Below are 18,429 nucleotides of genomic sequence, written 5' to 3'. Positions count from 1 at the left end.
CCTTTGTTCAATACAAACAGTTGAGAGTTTAAGGATGAAAGGAAGAAACATTGCGGCATTTGCCATTGTGATGGCAGCACTAACGTTTGGGTATGGCTTTAAAGCGTACCAAGAGGCTAATGGTGTCATTTACCCAACCTTTAAGAAGGAGTTTAATCTCTAATGCCTAAGATTACCCTTCTGCTACTCGCAACGACCGTCGCCATGGGCATTACCGGCGCTGCATTCTGTGTTGGCGTCACTTACGCGTTTACACAATTGCCAATAGAGCAAATTCTATCGAGCTTATAATAAAAAAGTAGAGCATTTCGGTGCTCTACTTTTTTGCTATTTAGGGTTTAAAAAACCAATCAAAATTCTCGATTCATCTTCTCTAAACAGGCGAACAAAATCGCTTGATGCTCAGGGTCGATATTGCGCGTTAAGTCTTGAACCAAATCTAAATGCAGTTGATTGTGATGACGGTGAATCTCTTCACCCGCTGGTGTGAGCTTCACAACAATTGCGCGACGATCTTCTGGGTGCGGGCAACGCTCAATAAGCTCTGCTTTCACCAGCTTCTCAATTTGAACCGTCAGCGTACCCGTGGTGATACCGAGTTTCTCGGCCAACTCTTTCATACGCATTGCACCGTGCCCACCCAACACTTCGATGGTGTGAGTTTGAGCCAGTGAATAACCCGTTTCTTTTACTACAGATTGCTCCCAAGAAGACATTTTGTCATAGAACTCGGTAAGCGTTTGATTCAGCTTTTCTAATTCGCGCATCAGTCAGTCGTTTGAACTTCCAAAGTCAGGTGGTGAATCTTATCAAATTTACTCAATAATTGCTTAAATTCATCCAGCGTTTTGTCGCTATGATTTTTCAGTGCGATTGCCGCAGAGTAATGGTGACCACTCACTTTCCAGATGTGTAAATCAACGATCTCGGCGTAAGGCGTGAGTGTTTCTGTAATCTCATCTCGGTAAGACTTGTTGATGCTCTCGTCCAACAACACAGGCGCTGTTTGCTTCATTAAGCCCAAGGTCCATTTACCAATCACAATAGCACCAACAATACCCATCATGGCATCTAACCAAACCCAACCGTAAAACTTACCGACAATCAGCGCCACGATCGCCAGCAAAGACGTCAACGTATCCGCCAACACGTGAAAATACGCAGCGGTTAAGTTGTGGTCGTGATGATGTTCATGCTCATGATCGTGGGAGTGGTGATCGTGATGGTCATGCCCATGATGATGGTGATCTTGCAGAAGTAGCATGCTTGCGAGGTTAACCACGAGACCAATCACCGCGACCATGATCGCCTCGTTGAATTGGATACTCTCTGGATTGAAGAGACGATGAATCGACTCAACCATCATCATCAGTGCCACAATCCCCAACGCAATCGCACTGGTAAAACCGCCAAGTACACTCACCTTGCCCGTACCAAATGAGAAGCGATCATTGTGCGCATTTTGTTTCGCGTAGCGGTAAGCAAAAAGAGTAATACAAAATGCCGCTGCGTGTGTGCCCATGTGCCAACCATCTGCGAGCAATGCCATTGAGCCAAACATGGTTCCGGCAGCAATCTCCACCACCATAGTGGTCACGGTTAGAATCAATACGTAGAGCGTGCGTTTTTCACCCTTTTGGTTGTGAGAAACGAAATCATGTGAATGTTGCGATACAGCCATTGCGACACTTACCTTCCAATTTTAGTTTGATTATCAAATTATTTGATTTTAATTTAGTTTGACCATCAAACAATGTCAACCTAGGAAAGCAATTTGATCAAAGAAGAGAGATAAAAAGGATCTTGCTGAGCGCAGAAAACGCAAATGTAATAAAGCACTTAAGCTCGCTAAAGAAGCCTAAGTGCTTTTGAAGAAAGTGATGTTCTTGAGTTGAGAGTCGGGACTAACGCTCAGCTAATCGGCGGGTATCTTCATCGATGATTGCTCGAAGCGCTTTGGTCAGATCATCAAAGTCGGTGTGCTTTTTGCCGTATTCCAGATTAAACGCGTAATTGAAATCAGCAGGGTTATCACCTTGCGTGTGCTGCAGAATGGTCTCTAACTTATCCAACGCTTTGGTGAGGCGAGCTTCTTCGGTAGTGGCACTGTCATATTCCAACCAAAGGTCCAACAACTCCTGTTGCATAGACGCGTCTAGTGGAGCGATAAGCTGTTTCAAATCCGCCAGTTCTAGCGCTCTTTTATCCAGCCCATCGTGTTGCTCCAATGCCGAAATGTCGCCACTCACGGCTTCTGCTAAGTCATGCACAATGCAAAGCTTGAGCACTTTTAGCATGTCTAAATGCGGGTAATGTTCTCCCACCAGCATGGCAAGCAAACACAATCGCCATGTGTGCTCAGCCGTACTCTCATGGCGACCAGATGATGTCCAAGCGGTACGTAAGGTGCTTTTGAGCTGCTCCGCCTCACGCAGAAAAGTAAGAATGCCGGGTAGCTTGTCGATCATGTTTACACTCATCTCTGTCTGTTTTGCCAAAGACTAGCGGATTGCCTTTCATGAAGGAAGCAAATCGCTCGAACCTTTGTTCCAAATAGAGGGTTAAACATCTATATCGAACACTTGGCTAAAGCACCTTTGCTCGCAACTGGGCAATTTTCAAACTGCCTGAATCCAAAATGATTTTTAGATCCTGATGTACGCGCATATCGTAGTTATCGCCGTTCTTCGCTTTGGCTTTCCAAACCACATCGTAACTCACAGCCCAGCCAGAGTTTTGATCGCCCTTGATGGTCAAGCCTTGAATATCGTGCGAGTTCCAGACGATGTTGTCCGTCACGCCTTTGTACCAACGAAGAAAATCTTGGTATGACTGAATAGGAAAATCTGGGTACGCCATATCAACGGGCTCTGCGATACGAGCAAGGAAGTAGCCTGATTCGCGTTGATGGTCAAAACCTGCGAACCACTGGTAAACAAAACTTGCGATGTCGTTTTGGCTCAACTGTGAACGAGCCTCTGCATCGTACGTCTGACTCAAAACATTCATATCAATTTGTAGCAGCTCAATCTTACCCGCGTCATTGAAAGTGAAATATTCCGTCCAGCGATGTCCATCTGGGTTGATGGTATCGCTTTGACCGTCTTGGGTTTGAATCAGTGTGCCGAACAGCTCAACCTTCACTCGTCCGTCTTCCGAAGCAGGAGCAATACGGTAGCTAAAATCATCTTGAGTTTGGTAAATCTCAAACCAGTCTTTAATAGACTCAAGGTGCCCTGCTTTCCCTTTGTATTCTGTTGCTGTTACGTCGTTGACAAGCGTTTTGCTGTCGTCAGAAAACAAGGTTTCACGTGCTTTCGCAAATGCATCGAATCCTTGCTCTCCAAGTAGCTGATACTGAGCAAAAAACGCATTGATGGTGGCTTCGTTTTGCGCCTGTTTGTTTGGCTCACTCGCCAAAGAGAAAGCACTCACTAAAACTAATAGTGAAGCAAGAAATTGTTTTACGCGCATGGATTTTCCTCCCCCAAGGATATGCTGATCAAATTGTATGATAACGATTTGAATTACTGGGGATTAGAGGAACAAAGACTTAAGAACTATTAGCGAATACCTAATAATCAAACGAAAGAAAAGGCACCTCACGAAATGAGATGCCCAAGTTCGAAGTTTATGCTGATTCACACGAAAGCAGTTTGGTTTCAAATTGATCGTCAATGCTGTCTGCAATCAATTCGATGCGGCTTTCGGCACAATCATCCAACTCCACTTCGGTTAGTCCATCGGGCGTTAAGTTGTAGCCATAAATGCCATCGCTCGTAATAAACACGGCTTTCATGCGCTCGACTTCTAGCTCCACCAACAAAGGAATCAGTTTCCGACGGTCAAACACTTTCTCCGGTGAGAAGCGCCAACCAACACTTTGGAAGCCTTCGCCTTCATTGATCGCTTTAATAATGCCACTTTCAGGCATTGGCATGTCTGAAGCCAACGGCTTGTCACTCGCATGATGGTGGTGATGGTGCGGCGGATGCTCATGAATGGTGGTTTCGCCTTCGAATTCATGAAAAGGAATCACACCGTGCTCCGCAAAAATCACTTTTGTGTTTGGACGACCAACTTCCGCCACGTAAGCTTCTAGCTTCTGGGTGTCGCCCTCTTGATAGAGATCGAGCTTGTTACCCACCACCGTATCGGCAATGGCGATTTGCTGATTGAATGTGTCGTGCTCGGTGTAACGAAGGTCTGTCAGTTTACGAGCATCAACTAAAGTGATGTTCTTTTGCAGTGACAACACTTGTCGATAATGATCGGTCGATAAAACCTGTAACACCTCTTTTGGATGCCCAAGGCCAGTCGGCTCAATCAACAAGCGGTCGGGCTTCGCTTCATTCAGCAGTTGATTCAGTGCGATTTGCATTGGCAATCCCGCCGCACAGCACATACACCCGCCGGGTACTTCACGAATAAAGACTTGCTGCTCTTCGCTTTGCTGCCCTTGAACCAAGCTGCCATCCACACCGATTTCGCCAAACTCATTCACCAAAACAGCCCAGCGTTCGTTCTCTGGCTTACTCGCCATCAGGTTCAAAATCGCAGAGGTTTTACCGACGCCTAAAAACCCAGTAATAATGTTAGTTGGAACCCCAAGTATGGGCTGATTATCAGAGCTCATTGGCAATTCTCCTGTAGCCTTGAACCAGTTCGTGGTTTGCCGAAACCACAGACTCCGAAAACGCCGAGTATTCTGGCGGCACTTTCGAGATGCTGTTCAAATCAAAGTCGGCGCCGATATTGGTCATCGGCGGAACATGGAAGTTCTCTGGCAAGTCTAGTCCATCCACCACACAGTTATGACGAATCACACAACCTGTACCAATCACAGCATTAAACACCACGGAGTTAAAACCGATAAACACGTCATCACTGACTTCACATGGGCCATGAATGATAGAACGGTGCGCAATCGAAGAACGCTCTCCAATGGTCACGGCTGCACCTGCTTTTGAGTGGATAACGACGCCATCTTGAATGTTGGTATCGCGCTTGATCACGATGGCTTCCATGTCGCCTTGCTCGTTCACTTCATCGGCACGAATCACCGCGTAAGGACCAATAAAAACGTTATCTTCAATGATTACTTTGCCACAGATGATCGCCGTTGGATCAATGAACGCCGTTTCCGATACTTCCGGCATGTGACCAGTAGGATTTCTTCTTAACATATTGATTTCTCTTTATTCGGTGCCTTAAAGACACTCAAGCTACGACAACTATACTTCTACAAATAAAGCTCAAAGAAAGCGGATAAATGTAAGCTTTCGAAAATAAACTGAGCTTTCAAATAATCTAAGTTTCTGAAAAAAGTGAATCCTAACGCTCAAATACCAATCGCATGGCGTGTGCAGCCTGCTCATTCACTTGCTGGTTGGCATACACTAAACCGCCATTGACCCATGTATTCTTAATTTGAGCCGAGAACTGGTGACCAGCAAATGGCGACCAACCACAATGGTACAAGCTGTTCTCGTTCGTCACTGGCGTTGGTGCTGCGGCATCAACAAGAACCAAATCCGCAAAGTAGCCTTCACGAATAAAACCGCGATCCTGAACACCATAACGAATCGCTGGGTTGTGAGCGGTTTTCTCTACCACTTGCTCCATCGTCATGTGCCCGCGAATCACTTGATCAAACAAAGTCAGTAGTGCGTGCTGCACCAAAGGTAAGCCAGCAGGGGCTTGGTCGTAAGGCACTTGCTTTTCTTCCCAAGTGTGCGGGGCATGGTCCGTCGCAATAATATCAATCTGGCCTGTGCTTAATGCCTTTAGTAGCGCTTCACGATCGCTTGGGTATTTCACGGCTGGGTTGCATTTAATTTGGTTACCACGCTGTGCATAGTCCTCATTGCTAAACCAAAGATGGTGAACACACGCTTCTGCGGTGATGCTCTTACCTTGAATCGGGCCCGCTTCAAACAAAGCCAATTCTTTTGCTGTTGTGATATGCAGTACGTGCAGTTGGCTCTTGTGCTTCTTCGCTAACTCAACAGCGTAAGAAGAAGAGGCATAGCAAGCTTCATCGTCACGAAGTACAGGGTGGTCTTCAATGGTGAATTCCGACCTCTCTTTCAGCAATCGTTCTTTGTTCTGAGCAATGACAGGGCCACTTTCACAGTGCGTTACAATCAATACTGGAGAATCACGGAAAATCTCATCCAATGCTTGCTCGTCTTCGACCAATAGATCTCCGGTAGATGCGCCCATAAAGACTTTCACACCACAGTGTTTCTTTGGATCGAGCGACTTGATTTGCTCAAGGTTGTCTTCTGTTGCGCCAAGGTAGAAAGAGTAGTTAGCCAGAGAGCTTTGTTCCGCGATAGCAAATTTGCGCTCCAACGCTTCAATCGTTGTGGTTGCTGGGCTTACGTTTGGCATTTCCATGAAGCTCGTGATGCCACCAGCGACGGCTGCACGTGATTCGGTTGCAATAGAACCTTTGTGACTCAGTCCTGGTTCACGGAAATGTACTTGGTCATCGATCATTCCAGGGATCAAATAGCAACCTTTCGCATCGATAACGACATCACCTTCCCTTGCTGCTATGTCAGTTGCGATGGTTTCGATTCGTTGATCGACAATTCGCAAATCGGTTTCGGTGATGGTTCCTTCATTTACTACACGGGCGTTTTTAATGAGCGTTGCAGACATAGCGGTTCAGAATCTCCTTGCTGATGATGCTAATGGTTGGGATGTATTTGAGGAAAAGGCGACGACGTCGTCATGGTGTGAGCCAAGCTCAATAAAAAGCACAGCTATTTGGTGTCGGCGCAGTCATCACACACACAATTGATTTCTAATTGCGGGCTAACGACGGTAAACCCCTCTTGTTTTGCATGAAATTTAAGACCGTTAATCAATTTGGGATCGATGGCTTGTTCGCTGATCTTGTTGCACTTGGAACAGATAAGAAATTGAGGGATACCGTGCTCGTGTTCGCAGAGAATATGGGAGCATACGATGTATTTATTGGAAACTTTAAGCTTGTGAGCCAGATGCTCACCTTCAAGAAAATCCAAGATTCGATACACAGACATAGCCTGAATATTCTGATCAAAATGGGCTTTGCAATAATCCACTAGCTCATAAGCTGATAACGCTTTATCGGCATGGACTAAGGCTTTCAACACCAGTTTTCTCTTAGAAGTTAATTGCTTTCCCTGAGCCTTAAAACTCTTCTCAACATGCTCAATAATGGCGTCAATATTGCTCACTCTCACCTCACACAAGCACACGCTACCTTTTAATAATTTTGATTATTGTTATGTTATAACATAAAAAATAGATTCATCAAGGTGAGACCAAAGTGAACGCAACTTGGGAATGCGCATTAGATCCGTTACTCTAATTAGCTCGTATCCCAAATCAGAATAATCAAAACGGATGGCTAGAATGGAACACGTTGGCTCTCGGGCACTGGTTGTTGAAGGCGGTGCCATGCGCGGGGTATTTTCCTGCGGCATACTCGATCATTTTATTAAGCAAGACTTCTCCCCGTTTGACAGTTTTTGGGGCGTTTCGGCAGGCGCGAGCAACTTAGCCGCATACCTTGCAAAAATGCCGGGAAGGAACCTCAAAATCTATCTTGATTACAGCTTGCGTAAAGAGTTCATTTCTCCCACTCAACTGCTGCGTGGCGGTGACATAATGGACTTGGATTGGATGTGGGATATCACGCTTAAAGAGCTTGATATAGATAGAGATGTGCTCTCTGCTGATCCCCGCCCTTTCTTTTTGGGGGTCACTCGACAAGACAACGGGCAACCAGAATACCTCACGCCATCCATTCAAATGCTGGCAGAAACCATGAAAGCCAGTAGCGCCCTGCCCATCATGTACCGAAACGGTGTCGCTTTAGATGGCGTAAGATATGTCGATGGAGGCGTAGCGGATGCGATTCCCGTCGCCGAAGCCATTAAACGTGGCGCGACCAGAATCATGGTGCTTAGAAGTCGGCCAGCCAGTTATCGCAAATCCAAACCTAAACTTGAAAAGCTCACTGCACGCCTGTTGAACGATCACCCAGCTTTGGTCGAGCCAATGCTAACGCGTCATATTCGCTATAACCAGAGCTTGGAATTGATAGAGAATCCACCCGCTGGTGTTGAGATCATTCAAATCTGTCCGCCAGAAGGCTTTAAATTAAAACGCTTGAGCCGCTCGCCAGAACAATTGCGCAAAGCTTATGAATTAGGGTTGGAGTTTGGCAAGCATGCCATGACGCGTTGGGAACAGAGCTAAACACCACTTTCAAAACGCAGCAGAATAAAAAAAGCCACACCATGTTAGTGTGGCTGATGCAAATTCGATGACAGTGGATATCGTCTTTGCTTGCGTATGAGCCCAATGCACGGACTCCAAATCACTTAGGGTCACCAATCGCGCTACTTCAGTGCGCACGATTGTCGGTCAAACTAATACGTTTCAAACAATCCAGAGTTGTAATCTTGAATCGCTTGTTCAATCTCTTCGATGCTATTCATGACAAATGGGCCGTAATGCACGACAGGTTCATCAATTGGCTCGCCGATAAAGAGCAGTACGCCACTAGTGTCATCGGATTGAAGCGTCACTAACTCACCTTTAGAAAGCAGTGCCATTTCTCCCTGCATGACAACGCGCTCTCCAATAGTAGTGCTGCCTTTATAAGCATAGACCATCATATTGTGATCGTTAGGTGTCATCAGGTTTAACGACGCGCCTTGGTGCGCTTGCCAATCGGCGATCGTCACGGGTACACCAGTTTTGCTCAATGGCCCTCGAATTAGTTCATCACCAATGTTCAGCTCACCAGAAATAACGCGAACTAAGCCATGCGCCTCTGCGCGATGTTCGGTAATGGTTTCCGGTTGGAAGTCGTGATATTGCGCCGGAGCCATCTTGTCTCGCGCTGGTTGATTAATCCAAATTTGGAAACCGTGCAGCTCACCGTCTTCCATTATTGGCATTTCACTATGAATGACGCCTCGACCAGCTGCCATCCATTGCGCACCACCGGAACGAAGTTCACCAACATTATCCATGTGGTCACGGTGTTGGAAGTGTCCCGTTAACATGTAAGTCAGCGTTTCAATGCCTCGGTGTGGATGCGGAGGGAACCCGCCTACGTAATCGGCTCTTTGGTCTGATTTCAGTTCATCTACCATCAAGAATGGTGAAAAGCTCGCATTGTTAAAGCCTGCGACACGGCGGATTTTCACGCCGTCACCATCAGCAGTTGCATGTGATGGGATAATCTGACGAATCTCTCTCACTGTACTCATAATCTTGCCTCCCTTTAGGATATGAGTTGATTCTAGAGAGCAAGTACTGAGTTTATGAGGGGGAAAAATTGTTCTACTTCATCAACTTTTTCGAACGAAAAAAAATGAAAAATAAATGTAGCTATTTTTTAAACACCCTGTATAGTGGCGGCTGGCTCTAGAAAAGAGCTGTTAATGCTACATTTAGTTTAAGTTCCCTCTCAGTAACATCCTGAATCTTCGGTTCAGACTCCTGCGTAAAACTTCCTCTTGATTGCACATTCAATAGCTTAAAAAAGATCCATCACAATTCGTATATTATTGTTTAATTTCAGAGGTTTTTATGTCTGGTAAAGTAACTGGTTCAGTAAAATGGTTCAACGAAACTAAAGGTTTTGGTTTCCTAACTCAAGACAACGGCGGCCAAGATGTATTCGTACACTTCAACGCTATCGTTGCTGACGGTTTCAAAACTTTGGCTGAAGGTCAGAAAGTAAGCTTCAACGTAGAAGATGGTAAAAAAGGTCCTCAAGCGACTGAAGTTACTCCTCTATAAGATAGCTTTTCTTGGTGCAGCATTTCCTCGCTGCACCAAACTCTCTCCCCCTTCAAAAAATTCCTCAAACTTAATACTCAGCAATCAAATATTGCTCGGTTTTCTGCTGCCTAAAATAAATGGGCTGCACCACTGTATCCATCGTTGGAACAAGGTATCTGTCGTCAGATCACTGTTACCATCGTTGGTATGTAAATTACTAAAATTAGGAAAAATTATGTCTAGAAGAACAGGTCGTCAAAGACACTGGTATCAATTATCGAATAAAGAAAAGATCACAAAGAAACAGGAGAATAAATGATAGAGATTGAATTCCGTTTAAAACAACCCGATATCTCTTGGAACGCCAAAATTCATCAACTTAACAGTGATATTTTAAGGCGCCATATATTGCCAAAACTCCAATCCGCTTGCTATCTCATTGATTTTAAATACTGTGAGAAAACCTACTCCGGAGACATTCTGTGTGACTCAGGTTCAAAGCTAGGAAGTTTTATTATTAAATAAATCAGTTTCGTGCATTAATAATTAATGTGGAAATTTAGGAAGAAATTCCCAAGGTGAAAAACATGGCAAATAAAAGTAAGAAGCAAATTGAGCAAGAAAAGAAAGAGTCCGAACAAAACGCTGCTGCGATAAAACAACAAACTCGCCGCCGAATTGAGGACATCATGGAGCAAAGAGAATTTGATAAAATGTTCGAGCTATAAATACATTCCCTTTCATTTCCTTTTCTCTACTCTTCTCAATTTAAAGTATCGATGTGCAAGGTATCGCCACCCCTTCTCTCAGTTCACAATGAGAGCTCACAATGAGCAACGCACAATAAACTCGATATGACTCCCAATGTTTCTCGCATGATGTGATTCAGTATTAGCCACTGAATATTCGACTCAGCCAGGTGTGTGCTGACAACGAAGCCATCATGCGATGAAATCGCTCCCTTATCCCTTATCCCTTATCCCTTATCCCTTATCCCAAAGAATTACAATTTACTCACTAGCTCTAGCCAAGCCCCAAATTTTGCGTATAATCGCAACCGTTTGCTTCGTATAACCCCAATGATATGGTTTGGGGGTCTCTACCAGCTCCCGCAAAGTGCTGATTACGAAGAGTCGAGATCACTGTGGATCTTACTCTTTGTAATGGCGTTCGATTTTTCTCAATCTATACCTATTCTTAGAGTAATTGCATCCACGTAAAAGCATAAGAAGAGGTGGAATATGAACGCATTTATTCAAGGTCTTCCAAAGGTAGAGTTACACTTACATATCGAAGGTTCGCTAGAGCCAGAACTGTTGTTTGAGCTTGCACAGCGCAACAACATCGACATCCCATACGAATCACCACAAGCACTGCGTAAGGCGTACGAGTTCGAAGATTTGCAGTCTTTCCTAGATATCTATTATCAAGGTGCTAACGCACTTCGCACGGAACAAGACTTCTATGATTTGACTTGGGCATACCTAGAGCGCTGCAAAGCCGACAACGTTATCCATACTGAAATCTTCTTTGACCCACAAACCCACACCGACCGTGGCATTGAGTTTGAGACTGTTATCAATGGTATTCACCGAGCAATGCAAGATGGTAACGGGAAGTTAGGTATCACCTCTCAAATCATTGCGTGCTTCTTGCGTCACCTATCGGAAGAGAGCGCGATTGAAACACTGCAATCCATTGTTAAACACAAAGACAAAATCGTCGGTGTTGGTTTGGATTCTTCAGAGCTTGGACATCCGCCAGAGAAGTTCAAACGTGCTTTCCAACAAGCAAAAGAAGCAGGTTTACTCACCGTGGCACACGCAGGAGAGGAAGGTCCAGCACAAAACATCATCGATTCTGTCGAGATGCTAGGCGTTAGCCGCGTTGACCATGGTGTTCGCTGCGTTGAAGATGCATCGTTGGTCGAAGCGCTTATCGAAAGTAAAATGCCACTCACGGTGTGCCCGCTGTCGAACATTAAGCTTTGCGTGTTTGATGAAATGGAGCAGCACAACATTGTCGATTTGCTACGTAAAGGTGTCGCGGTAACCATTAACTCGGATGATCCGGCGTACTTTGGTGGTTACATGACAGATAACTTTATGGCGGTCAGTAATGCACACCCGATGACGAAGCCAGAATTGGCTCAGTTTACGATCAATGCCATTAATGCGAGCTTCATCAGCGAGGCACTTAAAGCCAAATACCGTGCTCAAGTCGCTGATTACTTAGCGAATCACTGATTATAAGTACAAACCAATAAGGGCTAGCGATCTAGCCCTTATTTTGTTGTTTAGTATACGTAATTCGCTACGCACCTCATGATGTATCTCGCTCGGTTTTAACGCAATTCCTACCCGACCTTTTTGCATGATATAACGCTTTGTCAGCTCGCATAACTAAGTCACTGAATGACTCTTCTTTGCGGTATGTGGCTACGCCAGCACTCACTGTCACCTTAGAAACAGGCGAAAAGTCAACATCCTTCAATTGCTTAAGAAGGTTAGAAGCGGCAAATTTAGCTTCTTCCAACTGTGCTTCGACAACGACAATAACGAACTCTTCACCTCCCCAACGGGCAATGATGTTCTCCTTCCTCGATTTTGATTTAAGGAAGCTCGCCAATCGCACTAAAACGAGATCGCCAATGTCATGGCCATATGTATCGTTAACGGTTTTAAACTGGTCAATATCTAAGATTATCAGTGACAACGTCAGCTTGTGTCTTAGCACACGAGCAATCTCTCTTTCTGCGTGACTGATAGCAGCACGGCGATTAAACAAGTTTGTCAGTGGATCAAACATTGCTAGCCATGTAAGTTCTCTGTTTTTCTCATTGAGTAAACTAACGGACTCTTCGAGCTCTTTGTTTACACTATTTAGCTCTGCCGTCCTTACTGAAACAAGCTCTTCTAAATTGCGATTATGTTGTTGAATCTGATGGATTGTAGTTTGAAATGCATCCGACAATTGACCAATTTCATCTTGAGAGCTTTGGCTGACAAAAGAAGCATAATGAGAACTCGCCGAATCCTCTACTTCTTTAGTCAACTCGATGATCGGCTTAGTTATAGAGTTGGTGAAGTAGAAAATAACTGGCATAAATACTGCAATGACCACTGAAGAAGTAATCACTACATCTTCTAATAGCTCATTAATATCGAGGAAGATATCGGACTCTCTTGTTGTTACAAATAAAGTCCATCCTGGAAGGCTATCAATCTTGGCAAATGTAACGATCTTAGACTGTTTAGCACGCTGATCAAAATAGTAACCATACCCAACCGCACGCAATTTTGTTTGTTCAGCAATAGCATTAAAACCTCTAAAGCCTATCGTGTCCGCATCAAATATATTTGCTTTCATAACCAAGCTTGAGTCGGGGTGAGAGACAACAAGGCCGTTTCGGTCTGATATCCAAGCATAGCTACTATTACCAAGCTTAACTTTAGATAATCGTTCAGTTAAATATTTAACTGAAATAGAGACAGCAACAACCCCTTTCCAATCATCATATTCATCGAATACTGGAACACCTAACGCTACTAACGGCTCTCCCATTATTCGCCCTATGTGTGGTGCAGTAATGTGGTAGCTAGCTAGCTGCCATAACTCATCATCAACAATCGAACTTCGGTTTTCTCTCGACATACGACCTTTATAGTCAACGAGATTCCAATTTTGATCTGCAAACAAAGTATTGATAACAGAGTGGTTTGAAATGTTATGTAACCACTGAAGCTCTTTAATAATAAAGGGAATATCGACTTTTTGGACTCTTTCGTGCCCAACAATAGCCTGAAGTGAGGCTACATGGCGCTGAAGTTCTTGGCTGATTACATCAGAATGAAGATTTGAGATTTGGGTGGAGTTTTCCAGCGCAACATCAAAGACCCTCCCTCGCTCTTTAAAATACAGAACGATAAAGAGTATCAAGACGAAAAATATTGTCATTAATGAATAAGTAACAACAAACTTCGACCTAACACTTTTAAAAGAGAATCGATATACACCCATTTACCCTCACTAATAATAGGGCTATAGAGATAGTCTAGTTCGCGAGTAATCAAGATTCCATTTGATATAGAGATAATTTCTCGTTTATCTAATAATTGACCGTAAACTTCTCAGCAGCTAAGAAACATTGCTCCCTTAACCACTGATGACTAGGGTCATTGGTACGTGAAGAGTGCCAATACATTGCAACTTCAATAGGCTCTTTTAAGAAACTCGCTTCTAGCGCTTTTAAGTTATGCATACCCTTATATTGATCTAACAGAATCTGGGGCATCAACGCCAAATAATCGCAATGTTGAACCACAGGTAACATTTCCATAATGCTGCTTGTTTGCCACGCGACCTTTCGTTGCCCCAATATCTCTTCATCCTTGATACCCCTCCCGATCAAGTAACCACTTTGCTGGTCTAATTGAGACAAAGTTACATGCTTTTCAGCTAGGTACTCTTCAATACTGATTGTCTCCCCGGTGAGTCGGGGGTGATCAGCTCGGCACATAACCGTAAGCTTATCTGACATCAAGACCTGAGATCTAAGATGGGGATGTAAATTAGTTTGTGCCTCAATCACCAAATCGCACTGCTGCGTTCTAAGCAAGTTAGTTAAATCCATGGTGTAAAGTGGCTCAATACGTGTCGTTGCCTTGGGGGCTTTTTCACTGATTAACGCAGAGAGTTCAGGCAGAAGCGTGAAACCAAACACACTGAGGGACGAAATCACAAAACGCTTATCGCATTCCGCAGGATTAAACCGGGAGTGCTCAGGTAGCATATAAGCAATATTCTCAACCGCATTTGCCAGCGTAGGATATATATCAATGGCAAACGCTGTCGGAGATACCCCATGGCTACCTCGAACAAATAACGCATCCTTAAACACCTCACGAAGTCTCACCACCGCTTGGCTAACGGCTGACTGGCTGACCCCAAGTCGCTGCGCAGCTTTGGTATAACTTTTCTCTTCCACGATAGCGACAAACGTGGGGATGAGGCTGTAGTCAGAGTGTTTCATATTTTATGCCATATCTAAATATTTCCAAGTGATATTAGCTTAACTTATATCGTTTATCACCCTACTTATGACGCTTTTTCGTACAATCATGAGCACGTGATAACACTCAGAATAATAACAATCACGCGCTCAACGTTTTACCCTCATAACATAGACAAAAGGTATAACTATGAACGTCATAAAAGCCATAGGTCGCGTTATTTTTGCGATTTTTATGGTGTTACTAAAGTTCTCAATCTTTATGGCTCTGATGCTTGGTGGTGCGTATTTACTTGCTCCCATGGGCACAATCAATTCGAAAGACATTGATATGAGCATGTTTACCAATACCCCAAACGACACCATGATGGTGATCTTCAACTCCGAATACTTCAGCGGTTACCTCTTCTCTGTCACCATAGCGCTTGCCCTTTTTGTTATCTATTTGCTATGGCAGATCCATGAAGTAGCCCTACATCGAGCTCAAGAGAAGAAAAGCTCTCACATCCAACTGGTATTTGCCCTTTCCCTTTGTGGTTTATTCATCCATAAAGCGTGGTGGGTTCTCGCGCTGATCATCGCCTTCGCTAACTGGGAGCACATTGGCAGCTCGTTAAGCAACATCATTCGTAATAGTCGCCTGGCTTCAAAGCCCCAAACACCAACCAAAGTGACGGAGGAATAAACCATGAAAGAGGTAATGATTCCATACATTCTGATCATGTGGATTTTGGTCTCAACAGGGGCAATTAAGTGGACGTTTAAAAGCGCTTTTTGGATCATCTCTGGCGGTGCTTTCATTCTTGTGGTGTTAGGGATCCTCTCGCGCCTTTGGGCTCCGGTTGATTTGACTTATTCATCCACAGTGAAAGCGCCCCACTCAGTTCTGTCTCCACTGTTTCGCGAGCAGATTGACCATATCTATGTAGACCACAACCAAGTCGTAAAGAAAGGGGATGTGATTTACACCCTAGTCGATACCACTTCCTTGGCGGACGTCGAAAAAATCAAAGCAAGCATCGTTCAACAAGAAGAGAACGTTGCGCAATTAAAACGCGACATCGTTCGTGGGAAAACGTCACCAGAGATCTTCAAAGGTCGAGATATTGAGTACTACGAGTCTCAACTCCGCGTAGCAGAAGCGTCACTAAAGTCGTTACACGCAGATCTAGAAAAGACCGAATTTGAGCAAGAACGTAAAACCGTTCGTGCTCCTTATGACGGCCAAGTAGCTGTCGTGAACGTAGCAGACGGCAGCCGCGTAGGTAACATGCACATCTACGACACATCACGTAAATTCCTAGAAATGCGTATTCCAGATCAAAGCTACCGTTACATCGAGAAAGGTCAGTTTGCTGAATTCTACGTTGATGCGTACCCAGGTGAAGTTTTCCGTGCTCGCGTACACAGTATCACTGCGGGTACCGGAGAATCATCCGTTTCACCATTACAGGGGCCGCAAAGCGTGCGTCAACATGTAGGTGCAAACACTAGTAGTCACGGCCGCACCGTGATTCTAGAAATCTTTGAGCCCGAAGGCAAAACCATCCCAATTGGCGCGACAGGCTCTGCTTGGATTGCGGCGAATAAGCCACACAGCCTGTTTGGTTTCATTGATGTGATTGGCGCAGCAACCGTTCGCCTGCATTCGTACAAATCCTACTTAAACGCAATTTAACTTTTTAATAGGCGGTTTTGCCCCCTATCAAAACTGTCTATTTCTTACTTCAAACACCAACAAGCCATTCACTAACTCGAATGGCTCACAGGTTTTACAATGAAAAAAACACAACTCTCTCTTATCGCTCTTTCGTTATTTGCGGCAAATGCATCTGCCGCAGGTTACATGTTCCCTGAACTAGGCATGATGAACATCAGCACTGCGGGCGCAGGAGCACAAGCTATCGCAGAAGGCGCTGAAACAGCGTTTGCTAACCCAGCCGCCATGTCCGAGTTCGAGTCCACTGCCATCGCCTTTAATCTACAAGGCATGGTGTCTGATATTGAGTACACTGATGCAGGTTCAACTGGCTTATTCCGTGGAGGTGAAAACTCAACCCAAGCAGGAACAGCGATGCCGGTGAGCTCGTTTTACCTTGTTCAGCCCATTAATGATAAATGGACAGCGGGTTTAGCAATCGCTTCTTCAGGCGGCTCTGTGATTGATTATGGCCCCCAATTTTCTGGCGCTTTATTACTACAAGATGCTCAACTTCTTACGGTTCAGTTCAATCCTAGTATTGCCTATCAAGTGCAAGATAACTTCTCTGTTGGTGTAGGTTTAGTCACTGAATACGGCATGCTCAACCAAACGCTTGCAGGTTCAGGCGGCGGTTTAGTTCCACAAATTGATGCATCAGGCTCTAGCCTTGAGTTCGGCTACACCTTAAGTGCGTTTTACAAATTGGACGAACGTAACCAGTTTGGCTTTGCTTATCGCTCCCAAATCGAACACGACATGGATGGGGAGCTAAAAACTCGTTCAAACAAAGTGGATTCTTCAGTCAACATCATTATGCCAGCTACCGCTCTATTAAGTGGCTATCACAGCCTAAATGAGAAAGTCGCTGCGATGTGGAGTTTAGGTTGGACAGACTTCAGTAAGATCTCTGATACCTCGATCTCATTAACAAACCGCGAAGCTGATATCGCTCGAAACTGGGAGGATACTTTCTCTGCGAGCGTAGGTATGCACTATCAACTAACGGAGCAATGGCGTCTAGAAGGTGGCGTTTATTATGAAACATCACCACAAGATGACCCTCGCTATCAGTATCCAGATGTGCCTACTGGTGAGATATGGAAGTTCGGCACTGGTGCAAGCTATGACATTAATAAACAATGGCGCATGCAGATGTACTATGAATACTACTACGGTGGAACCCCGAGCATTGAATATACTCTGTTTGAAGGTTCACCAGCAGAAAGTACACTGCGCGGTGATTACGATGCCGATATTCACTTCTTTGGCGTCTTATTCAACTATCAGTTTTAATCGTCACTGTGAGCGCAGGGAAGCGCTCACTGAATGCACTTCTTCTTAATCAGATTAAACCCTTACATTTCGTCTGTGGTTAGCCCGTAGTTTTGGCGCTAGACTGAGTGAACGATATATACCTAAAAGGAAAGAAGTCATGATTCAACAAGGTCAAACATTGCCTGCTGCAACGTTAAGCGAACTGACGGCTGAGGGCATGGTAAACCACCAAGTAACCGAACTATTTGCAGATAAGAAAGTGGTTTTATTTGCCGTACCAGGCGCATTTACGCCGACTTGTTCTGAAGCGCACTTGCCTGGTTATGTTGTATTGGCTGATCAGCTCAAAGCGAAAGGCGTAGATCTGATCGCTTGTGTATCAGTAAACGATGCATTCGTAATGCAAGCTTGGGGCGAAGCACAAAACGCATCTGAGCTTCTGATGCTTGGTGACGGTGACGCAAGCTTTACCAAGGCATTGGGTCTAGAGATGGATACGGGTGGTTTCGGTGGCGTTCGTTCACAGCGTTACGCGATGATCATCGACAATGGTGTGGTTACTACGCTAAACGTTGAAGAACCAAAAGCGTTTGAAGCGAGCAAAGCGGAAACCATTCTCGCTGCACTTTAAGCTCATCGCTAA

At 44.7% G+C, this 18,429-nt stretch carries 22 protein-coding genes and 1 riboswitch; of the genes, 11 read left to right on the top strand and 11 right to left on the bottom strand.

Annotated elements, in window-relative coordinates; translation table 11 throughout:
* Nucleotides 1-34: 34 nt before the first annotated feature.
* Nucleotides 35-163 (top strand): hypothetical protein, encoded by a 129-nt coding sequence (locus J4N37_RS25165; RefSeq protein ID WP_009706252.1) that lies wholly within the window; start codon nucleotides 35-37, stop codon nucleotides 161-163.
* Entirely contained in the window at nucleotides 163-291 is a 129-nt protein-coding gene (locus J4N37_RS25160; RefSeq protein WP_009706253.1) for a hypothetical protein, read from the top strand. Before J4N37_RS25165 ends, J4N37_RS25160 begins: the two co-directional genes overlap by 1 nt.
* 59 nt (nucleotides 292-350) lie before the next feature.
* On the opposite strand, the gene J4N37_RS22805 is transcribed toward J4N37_RS25160, so the two are convergent.
* The 8 genes from J4N37_RS22805 to J4N37_RS22770 form a co-directional block, all read right to left on the bottom strand.
* A complete protein-coding gene (locus J4N37_RS22805) occupies nucleotides 351-767 on the bottom strand; it encodes a MarR family winged helix-turn-helix transcriptional regulator (protein WP_005439069.1) in 417 nt (138 codons plus the stop codon).
* Complete coding sequence (gene dmeF / locus J4N37_RS22800; protein WP_122071098.1) at nucleotides 767-1,681, bottom strand: CDF family Co(II)/Ni(II) efflux transporter DmeF; 915 nt, start codon at nucleotides 1,679-1,681, stop codon at nucleotides 767-769. Before dmeF ends, J4N37_RS22805 begins: the two co-directional genes overlap by 1 nt.
* A gap of 223 nt (nucleotides 1,682-1,904) precedes the next feature.
* Nucleotides 1,905-2,468 carry an HD domain-containing protein gene (locus tag J4N37_RS22795; protein ID WP_252042459.1) on the bottom strand — a complete coding sequence of 188 codons (564 nt, stop codon included), beginning with the start codon at nucleotides 2,466-2,468 and terminating at the stop codon, nucleotides 1,905-1,907.
* A 118-nt stretch (nucleotides 2,469-2,586) separates the two neighbouring features.
* The gene (locus J4N37_RS22790; RefSeq protein WP_045393726.1) at nucleotides 2,587-3,474 is read right to left on the bottom strand and encodes a hypothetical protein; all 888 of its coding nucleotides are present in this window, start codon (nucleotides 3,472-3,474) and stop codon (nucleotides 2,587-2,589) included.
* Nucleotides 3,475-3,631: 157 nt separating this feature from the next.
* Nucleotides 3,632-4,636, bottom strand: a complete 1,005-nt coding sequence (locus tag J4N37_RS22785) for a CobW family GTP-binding protein (protein WP_045393730.1) — start codon at nucleotides 4,634-4,636, stop codon at nucleotides 3,632-3,634.
* Nucleotides 4,626-5,186: an LbetaH domain-containing protein gene (locus J4N37_RS22780; protein WP_005531901.1), complete on the bottom strand. Its 561-nt coding sequence runs from the start codon at nucleotides 5,184-5,186 to the stop codon at nucleotides 4,626-4,628. The genes J4N37_RS22785 and J4N37_RS22780 overlap by 11 nt, the downstream gene beginning before the upstream one ends.
* Before the next feature lie 148 nt (nucleotides 5,187-5,334).
* The gene (locus tag J4N37_RS22775) at nucleotides 5,335-6,669 is read right to left on the bottom strand and encodes a dihydroorotase (protein ID WP_252042458.1); all 1,335 of its coding nucleotides are present in this window, start codon (nucleotides 6,667-6,669) and stop codon (nucleotides 5,335-5,337) included.
* 104 nt (nucleotides 6,670-6,773) lie between these two features.
* Nucleotides 6,774-7,232: a Fur family transcriptional regulator gene (locus tag J4N37_RS22770; RefSeq protein ID WP_252042457.1), complete on the bottom strand. Its 459-nt coding sequence runs from the start codon at nucleotides 7,230-7,232 to the stop codon at nucleotides 6,774-6,776.
* 178 nt (nucleotides 7,233-7,410) lie between these two features.
* Between J4N37_RS22770 and J4N37_RS22765 the strand changes: the two genes are divergently transcribed.
* Nucleotides 7,411-8,259 carry a patatin-like phospholipase family protein gene (locus J4N37_RS22765; protein WP_252042456.1) on the top strand — a complete coding sequence of 283 codons (849 nt, stop codon included), beginning with the start codon at nucleotides 7,411-7,413 and terminating at the stop codon, nucleotides 8,257-8,259.
* Nucleotides 8,260-8,432: 173 nt separating this feature from the next.
* Here the strand turns inward: J4N37_RS22765 and J4N37_RS22760 are convergent, their stop codons facing one another.
* Nucleotides 8,433-9,281 carry a pirin family protein gene (locus J4N37_RS22760; protein WP_252042455.1) on the bottom strand — a complete coding sequence of 283 codons (849 nt, stop codon included), beginning with the start codon at nucleotides 9,279-9,281 and terminating at the stop codon, nucleotides 8,433-8,435.
* A 322-nt stretch (nucleotides 9,282-9,603) separates the two neighbouring features.
* Between J4N37_RS22760 and cspE the strand changes: the two genes are divergently transcribed.
* The 4 genes from cspE (at nucleotide 9,604) to J4N37_RS22740 (ending at nucleotide 12,044) form a co-directional block, all read left to right on the top strand.
* Nucleotides 9,604-9,816, top strand: a complete 213-nt coding sequence (gene cspE / locus J4N37_RS22755; RefSeq protein ID WP_005439099.1) for a transcription antiterminator/RNA stability regulator CspE — start codon at nucleotides 9,604-9,606, stop codon at nucleotides 9,814-9,816.
* Between the two features lie 297 nt (nucleotides 9,817-10,113).
* Complete coding sequence (locus tag J4N37_RS22750; RefSeq protein ID WP_005452681.1) at nucleotides 10,114-10,323, top strand: hypothetical protein; 210 nt, start codon at nucleotides 10,114-10,116, stop codon at nucleotides 10,321-10,323.
* A 62-nt stretch (nucleotides 10,324-10,385) separates the two neighbouring features.
* The gene (locus tag J4N37_RS22745) at nucleotides 10,386-10,526 is read left to right on the top strand and encodes a hypothetical protein (RefSeq protein WP_009706263.1); all 141 of its coding nucleotides are present in this window, start codon (nucleotides 10,386-10,388) and stop codon (nucleotides 10,524-10,526) included.
* Nucleotides 10,527-10,844: 318 nt separating this feature from the next.
* A riboswitch (purine riboswitch) is annotated at nucleotides 10,845-10,944 on the top strand.
* A 95-nt stretch (nucleotides 10,945-11,039) separates the two neighbouring features.
* Nucleotides 11,040-12,044: an adenosine deaminase gene (locus J4N37_RS22740; RefSeq protein ID WP_252042454.1), complete on the top strand. Its 1,005-nt coding sequence runs from the start codon at nucleotides 11,040-11,042 to the stop codon at nucleotides 12,042-12,044.
* 76 nt (nucleotides 12,045-12,120) lie between these two features.
* Here J4N37_RS22740 and J4N37_RS22735 read toward each other — a convergent pair whose 3' ends face one another.
* The gene (locus tag J4N37_RS22735; protein WP_306309782.1) at nucleotides 12,121-13,818 is read right to left on the bottom strand and encodes a diguanylate cyclase; all 1,698 of its coding nucleotides are present in this window, start codon (nucleotides 13,816-13,818) and stop codon (nucleotides 12,121-12,123) included.
* Between the two features lie 88 nt (nucleotides 13,819-13,906).
* The gene (locus J4N37_RS22730; protein WP_010452864.1) at nucleotides 13,907-14,830 is read right to left on the bottom strand and encodes a LysR family transcriptional regulator; all 924 of its coding nucleotides are present in this window, start codon (nucleotides 14,828-14,830) and stop codon (nucleotides 13,907-13,909) included.
* Between the two features lie 169 nt (nucleotides 14,831-14,999).
* Here J4N37_RS22730 and J4N37_RS22725 point away from each other — a divergent pair, with 169 nt between their 5' ends.
* From J4N37_RS22725 to J4N37_RS22710, 4 genes are all read left to right on the top strand, one after another.
* The gene (locus J4N37_RS22725) at nucleotides 15,000-15,494 is read left to right on the top strand and encodes a hypothetical protein (RefSeq protein WP_010452866.1); all 495 of its coding nucleotides are present in this window, start codon (nucleotides 15,000-15,002) and stop codon (nucleotides 15,492-15,494) included.
* 3 nt (nucleotides 15,495-15,497) lie between these two features.
* Nucleotides 15,498-16,487 (top strand): efflux RND transporter periplasmic adaptor subunit, encoded by a 990-nt coding sequence (locus J4N37_RS22720; protein ID WP_071235093.1) that lies wholly within the window; start codon nucleotides 15,498-15,500, stop codon nucleotides 16,485-16,487.
* Between the two features lie 99 nt (nucleotides 16,488-16,586).
* Nucleotides 16,587-17,804 (top strand): OmpP1/FadL family transporter, encoded by a 1,218-nt coding sequence (locus tag J4N37_RS22715; RefSeq protein ID WP_045393743.1) that lies wholly within the window; start codon nucleotides 16,587-16,589, stop codon nucleotides 17,802-17,804.
* A gap of 139 nt (nucleotides 17,805-17,943) precedes the next feature.
* Nucleotides 17,944-18,417, top strand: coding sequence for a peroxiredoxin (locus tag J4N37_RS22710; RefSeq protein ID WP_252042453.1), 474 nt, complete (start codon nucleotides 17,944-17,946; stop codon nucleotides 18,415-18,417).
* Nucleotides 18,418-18,429 lie beyond the last annotated feature (12 nt).

It is taken from the genome of Vibrio sp. SCSIO 43153 (genome assembly GCF_023716625.1).
Taxonomy (GTDB): domain Bacteria; phylum Pseudomonadota; class Gammaproteobacteria; order Enterobacterales; family Vibrionaceae; genus Vibrio; species Vibrio rotiferianus.
Note: the sequence above shows the minus strand (reverse complement) of the source record. Positions and strands in the feature narration are given on the sequence as shown.

Coding starts and splice junctions, on each gene's coding strand:
- J4N37_RS25165 (WP_009706252.1), top strand. CDS start 35: ATGAAAGGAAGAAACATTGCGGCATTTGCCATTGTGATGGCAGCACTA.
- J4N37_RS25160 (WP_009706253.1), top strand. CDS start 163: ATGCCTAAGATTACCCTTCTGCTACTCGCAACGACCGTCGCCATGGGC.
- J4N37_RS22805 (WP_005439069.1), bottom strand. CDS start 767: ATGCGCGAATTAGAAAAGCTGAATCAAACGCTTACCGAGTTCTATGAC.
- dmeF (WP_122071098.1), bottom strand. CDS start 1,681: ATGGCTGTATCGCAACATTCACATGATTTCGTTTCTCACAACCAAAAG.
- J4N37_RS22795 (WP_252042459.1), bottom strand. CDS start 2,468: ATGATCGACAAGCTACCCGGCATTCTTACTTTTCTGCGTGAGGCGGAG.
- J4N37_RS22790 (WP_045393726.1), bottom strand. CDS start 3,474: ATGCGCGTAAAACAATTTCTTGCTTCACTATTAGTTTTAGTGAGTGCT.
- J4N37_RS22785 (WP_045393730.1), bottom strand. CDS start 4,636: ATGAGCTCTGATAATCAGCCCATACTTGGGGTTCCAACTAACATTATT.
- J4N37_RS22780 (WP_005531901.1), bottom strand. CDS start 5,186: ATGTTAAGAAGAAATCCTACTGGTCACATGCCGGAAGTATCGGAAACG.
- J4N37_RS22775 (WP_252042458.1), bottom strand. CDS start 6,669: ATGTCTGCAACGCTCATTAAAAACGCCCGTGTAGTAAATGAAGGAACC.
- J4N37_RS22765 (WP_252042456.1), top strand. CDS start 7,411: ATGGAACACGTTGGCTCTCGGGCACTGGTTGTTGAAGGCGGTGCCATG.
- J4N37_RS22760 (WP_252042455.1), bottom strand. CDS start 9,281: ATGAGTACAGTGAGAGAGATTCGTCAGATTATCCCATCACATGCAACT.
- cspE (WP_005439099.1), top strand. CDS start 9,604: ATGTCTGGTAAAGTAACTGGTTCAGTAAAATGGTTCAACGAAACTAAA.
- J4N37_RS22750 (WP_005452681.1), top strand. CDS start 10,114: ATGATAGAGATTGAATTCCGTTTAAAACAACCCGATATCTCTTGGAAC.
- J4N37_RS22745 (WP_009706263.1), top strand. CDS start 10,386: ATGGCAAATAAAAGTAAGAAGCAAATTGAGCAAGAAAAGAAAGAGTCC.
- J4N37_RS22740 (WP_252042454.1), top strand. CDS start 11,040: ATGAACGCATTTATTCAAGGTCTTCCAAAGGTAGAGTTACACTTACAT.
- J4N37_RS22735 (WP_306309782.1), bottom strand. CDS start 13,818: ATGGGTGTATATCGATTCTCTTTTAAAAGTGTTAGGTCGAAGTTTGTT.
- J4N37_RS22730 (WP_010452864.1), bottom strand. CDS start 14,830: ATGAAACACTCTGACTACAGCCTCATCCCCACGTTTGTCGCTATCGTG.
- J4N37_RS22725 (WP_010452866.1), top strand. CDS start 15,000: ATGAACGTCATAAAAGCCATAGGTCGCGTTATTTTTGCGATTTTTATG.
- J4N37_RS22720 (WP_071235093.1), top strand. CDS start 15,498: ATGAAAGAGGTAATGATTCCATACATTCTGATCATGTGGATTTTGGTC.
- J4N37_RS22715 (WP_045393743.1), top strand. CDS start 16,587: ATGAAAAAAACACAACTCTCTCTTATCGCTCTTTCGTTATTTGCGGCA.
- J4N37_RS22710 (WP_252042453.1), top strand. CDS start 17,944: ATGATTCAACAAGGTCAAACATTGCCTGCTGCAACGTTAAGCGAACTG.